A 4,495-nucleotide genomic window follows, 5' to 3' on the forward strand; every position below is an offset into this window, starting at 1 on the left:
TCGCGATGATCAAACGCGCCCAGCAGGGGCTTGCCGAGGGCGACTTTTTCGAAGGGCTGCCATTGCGGTTTGCTGGTTCTGATCGCGCCCAGAGCTTCTACATACGCAGCCAGGTCACGGTACTCCTCGCCGTCAACGATCAGTACCGGCTGGACGACGATCCGCCGATAGCCCTCATTCTGCAGGTCGGCCATGGCGCCCAGCACGTTTTTGACGGTATAAATCTGTTTGGGAATGGCCGGATGTTCACGGCGGTAGTTTTCGTCTCCAGCCCGCTCATGCCATTTGCGCCGAATGATGTTGGATGTGAAAGCCAGGCGGACAGGAACGTCGGGATAATGCTCTTTGACATCGTGCAGCATGGCCAGAATCGGTTCCAGGGTTGCCGGATAGGTGGTACCGAAGGCTGCCAGGACGATCGCTGTAAGAGTCTCCTGTTCGCACTGCTTCATGATCGTATGTCCACCAGATAGTCGCCGTTGATCATGGCTTCGTCGAAGGTTGCCATATCGGTTAACATGCCCAGTGCAGCATCGATAATGCCGAAGGCCAGCGGGCAACCGCTGCCTTCACCCAGGCGCATATTCAGATGCAGCAGCGGTTCCAGATCCAGTTCGCGCATGATATGAACGTAGCCGGGTTCCGCCGACAGGTGGGAGGGGATCATGTACTCCCGGACCAGCGGATTGAGGCGGTATGCCACCAACGCGGCGGCGGCAGAGATAAAGCCATCGATGACCACCGGCACCTTGCAATAGGCGGCACCCAAAAAGCAGCCGGCCATGCCCGCCACGTCCAGGCCACCGACTTTGGCCAGGACGTCCAGCGGATCGTTCGGGTCGGGCTGGTGGAGCGCCAGGGCTGCGCTGATCACCTGTTTTTTGCGCGCCAGGGCTTCGTCACTGATGCCGCCGCCCTTGCCGACGGCGACATCAGCATGGGCGCCGGTAAAGGCCATGTAGACGGCGCTGCTGCAACTGGTGTTGCCGATTCCCATTTCCCCGGTGCCGATCAGATTATAGCCTTCGGCGACCAGACTTTTGACCATCTCGATACCGACCAGCAGGGCCTGCTCCGCTTCGCGGCGCTCCATGGCGGGTTCCTTGGCGAAATTGGCGGTGCCGGGACGAATTTTACGTTCGATCAGACCAGGATGAGAGATGGTCGGCTTAATGCCGATATCGACCACGCGCAGGTCGGCGCCGTTAGCGGCACTGATGACGCAGATACCGGTGATGTTCTTGAGCATATTGATGGACTGGATAGCGGTCACTTCCTGGGGGGCGCAGGCAATCCCCTCTGCGACAACCCCGTGATCGGCGGCCATGACGATCGTGCATTTTTTGCGGGGTGCAGGGGTGATGGTGCCGCTGATGGCGGCCACCTGCGCAGCAATCTCTTCCAGTTTCCCCAGACTGCCGGGGGGCTTGACCAGACTGTCGATGTGCGTCTGGGCGGCGGCACGGATTGCGGCGCTGACGGGTTCTATGGTCTCAATGATGGTCTTTAACATCACGGCTCCTTTATTATTTGTTTCCGTTGTCAACAATATAACGACACAGTTCCTCGACACTGCGGGGCGGGGTGCCCTCGGCAGAGCCCAGCGCATTCCACACCTGCATCACCTGGGGAAGCCCGAGTCCAAAGCGGGTAAGCACCTCCTGCTGTGCCGCCAGTGTGTCAGTCGCAATGTGCGCTACGCACTTGCCGGCGTCCATAATGACCATCGTGTCACTCCACTGATAGGCAAAATCGAGATCATGGGTAGCCAGCACAACACTCAATCCGCTCACGTGGAGTTCGTCGAGTAGGCTCAGAAATTCACGTTGCATGGCAGGGTCGAGTCCGGCCATCGGTTCATCCAGAATCAGCACGCGGGGATGCATGGCCAGCACGCCGGCCAGACAGACCCGTTTTTTCTGCCCGAAACTCAAGTGTTGCACCGGTTTGTGGGCGCAATCGTTCAGGTGAACGGCCGCCAGCGCCCGGTCAACCCGGTGTCCGACTTCATCTGCTGCCAGTCCCAGGTTAAGGGGCCCGAAAGCAACATCTTCGCGCACACTGGCGGAAAAAAGCTGACTGTCAGGATTCTGGAACACCATGCCAATATCGGTACGCAGGCGGATGAGTTCAGCGCGGCGGTAGCTCAGGAGCCGATCATCATAGCGCACCTCTCCCTGCTGGGGCCGCAGCAGACCGTTGGTATGCAGCAACAAGGTGGTTTTGCCGGCACCGTTAGCCCCCAGGATGGCGGTCCGCTCCCCTTCTGCAATCATCAAGGTGCAATCATCAAGGCCTTTGCTGCCGTCGGGATAGCGGTAGTGTACCGCCTGAAATTCGAGAATAGCGCCTGTCATCCAGCGATCACCACGACGATATTCAGGCTCGCTCCCGCCAGCAGGGCAATCAGGCCGTCGCGCCCGGCATGGGGAAAAGTCTGATCGGCAAAACGCAGAGGGCCCTCGCCTGATCGTGCTTGAGCAGCGGCATGCAACTGTTCCGCCCGTTGCCAGAGTTGCAGTGTGGTATGGGCGATCAGTATTCCCAGGGAGCGCAGGGCGCGCTGGGTGCTGATATATCCCAGGCGTGCTATTTGCGCCGTACGGGTAGCGCTTACGACTTGCGCGAAAACAAAAAGCGAACGATAACCCAGCACCATGATATCGATCAGCAACTCAGGGGTACGCAAGCGCCGCAACAGTGCCATCAAATCCCTTAACGGGGTGGTCAACGCCAGAAACAGCAAGGAGCAAAGGCAGGCGAGGGAGCGGGTGCACACCAGCGCCGCCTGCTTGAGCTGCTCCGCCGGAAAAGATAAGGATACATCACGCCATGACTCCCCCCAGGTGATGGACAGGGCGATGGAAAATGCACTCAATACCAGAAAAAACAGCGCCGGAGCGAGAATGAGCAGATAAGAGCGCCATGCAACCCGCGCCACGCCCAGCGTCAGGAACGCAAACATCAGCGCTACGCCGGCGGCTGCCGCCACGCTGGCGGCCAGAAAGGCCGCGCACAAACCGCTCAGGGTAAAAATCCCCTTGGCACTCGGCGCAACATGCCGCCAGGCACTCTGGTGACTGAAGCGCTCTATGTGCATGGCTGCCCTTGCTGCCATGCACGTCGCATTCGCACGCGGGTGATGGAGACGCCCAGATAGTAACCGATGAAGCCGCCGCCAAGAGCTGCCTGCAAGGCAAACAGAAGGGATTCAATCTCTCCACTAGGGGGCTCCCAGAACGGGTTGAACCAGGGTTCGTAGTCCGGCGCAATTTGGTTAATGGCCACCATGGCCTCGCCGTCTGCGCCGGTGAATGTCTCCACATCCTTATCCGTTTGCACCACCCCTAGCGGCAGTAGCGCCAGCAGAATGACTGCCAGTATTAACAGCAGGTTCTGGTGCTTTTTCATGGTTGTGCCTCGCGCGCTTGCAGCAGGTTCATCTGCCGCAGTTCCTGTGGGTTAAAGCGTGCCAGGGCATTAAATATCAACACCGACAGCAACCCTTCGATGATGGCCAGCGGGAGCTGCGTCAAAGCGAAAATGGCAGCAAACTTGACGAAAGAAGCCACGAAGCCGCCCGCCGGATCGGGAAACGCCAGTGCCAGTTGCGCCGACGTCGTGAGATAGGTCATCAGGTTAGCACTGCAGGTAGCAAGAAATATGGCCATTCCAAAGGGTGAACGGACCATGCGCGCCAGCCGGAATACACCGTAGGCAACAAAAGGCCCGACAATTGCCATGGAAAAAACGTTGGCACCCAGCGTTGTGATGCCACCATGGGCCAGTAAGAGCGCTTGAAAAAGCAGAACCACGAGTCCAATCGGTGCCATCGCCGTGGGACCGAACAACAGAGCGCCAAATCCCGTTCCGGTTGGGTGGGAGCTGCTCCCGCTAACCGATGGAATTTTGAGCGCCGAAAGAATAAAGGTAAAGGCCGCTGCAACGCCGAGGAGCATACGATACTCCGGATGTTTTTTGACTTTTTTACCAAGGGAATAGACGCCGTAAGCAACAATGGGAGCCGACACCAGGCTCCAGCCGATTGCGTGACCAGCCGGGAGAAACCCTTCCATGATGTGCATTTTTTCTCTCCTGTCTCCCATTTTTGAAACGCAAGAGGCGCAATAAAAAACCCGCACCCTGAAAAGACAGGGGCGGGTTTCCGAATTTAAAGCCGCGCGTGCCCACGCTCCCTGGCCCGGGGAGATCAAAGTGGATGTTTCACCGGCAGGTCTTCTGACTTGCGAGCGCTCGGCTTATAATAACCGGTATCTCGTACGGCCTTCCCAGTTGAAAAAACCAGTGGCATGGTTGTACAAGATCTAACTCGCTTACAGCGGCGGGTCCGTGGAGGATTTTCACCTCACTTCCAGCGTTTGATTTGTTAATTACCATTAGCTTAGCATGCTTTGAACACGCTACATGTAGTAATTTTTGCGCCTATAGCAACACTACGAGTAGGACGATAATACCGAGTGCAATCCGATAATAG

Annotated in this window: 6 protein-coding genes and 1 riboswitch; all 6 genes read right to left on the reverse strand. The window is 57.7% G+C overall.

Annotated elements, in window-relative coordinates; all coding sequences use genetic code 11:
- Positions 1–452, reverse strand: a 452-nt coding sequence (locus tag AC6F7T_RS13830) for a sirohydrochlorin cobaltochelatase (RefSeq protein ID WP_500719792.1), incomplete at its 3' end; no start/stop codon positions are given.
- On the reverse strand, positions 449–1,513 hold the full coding sequence (gene cobT, locus AC6F7T_RS13835; protein WP_500719793.1) for a nicotinate-nucleotide--dimethylbenzimidazole phosphoribosyltransferase: 1,065 nt from the start codon (positions 1,511–1,513) through the stop codon (positions 449–451). The genes cobT and AC6F7T_RS13830, both read right to left, overlap by 4 nt.
- Before the next feature lie 13 nt (positions 1,514–1,526).
- Positions 1,527–2,357, reverse strand: coding sequence for an ATP-binding cassette domain-containing protein (locus AC6F7T_RS13840; RefSeq protein ID WP_500719795.1), 831 nt, complete (start codon positions 2,355–2,357; stop codon positions 1,527–1,529).
- Entirely contained in the window at positions 2,354–3,100 is a 747-nt protein-coding gene (cbiQ, locus tag AC6F7T_RS13845) for a cobalt ECF transporter T component CbiQ (RefSeq protein WP_500719797.1), read from the reverse strand. The genes AC6F7T_RS13840 and cbiQ overlap by 4 nt, the downstream gene beginning before the upstream one ends.
- Positions 3,091–3,411 carry an energy-coupling factor ABC transporter substrate-binding protein gene (locus AC6F7T_RS13850; RefSeq protein ID WP_500719799.1) on the reverse strand — a complete coding sequence of 107 codons (321 nt, stop codon included), beginning with the start codon at positions 3,409–3,411 and terminating at the stop codon, positions 3,091–3,093. Before AC6F7T_RS13850 ends, cbiQ begins: the two co-directional genes overlap by 10 nt.
- Positions 3,408–4,085, reverse strand: a complete 678-nt coding sequence (locus tag AC6F7T_RS13855; RefSeq protein WP_500719800.1) for an energy-coupling factor ABC transporter permease — start codon at positions 4,083–4,085, stop codon at positions 3,408–3,410. Before AC6F7T_RS13855 ends, AC6F7T_RS13850 begins: the two co-directional genes overlap by 4 nt.
- 127 nt (positions 4,086–4,212) lie before the next feature.
- Positions 4,213–4,414, reverse strand: a riboswitch (cobalamin riboswitch).
- Positions 4,415–4,495 lie beyond the last annotated feature (81 nt).

The organism is Pelovirga sp., assembly GCF_059864205.1.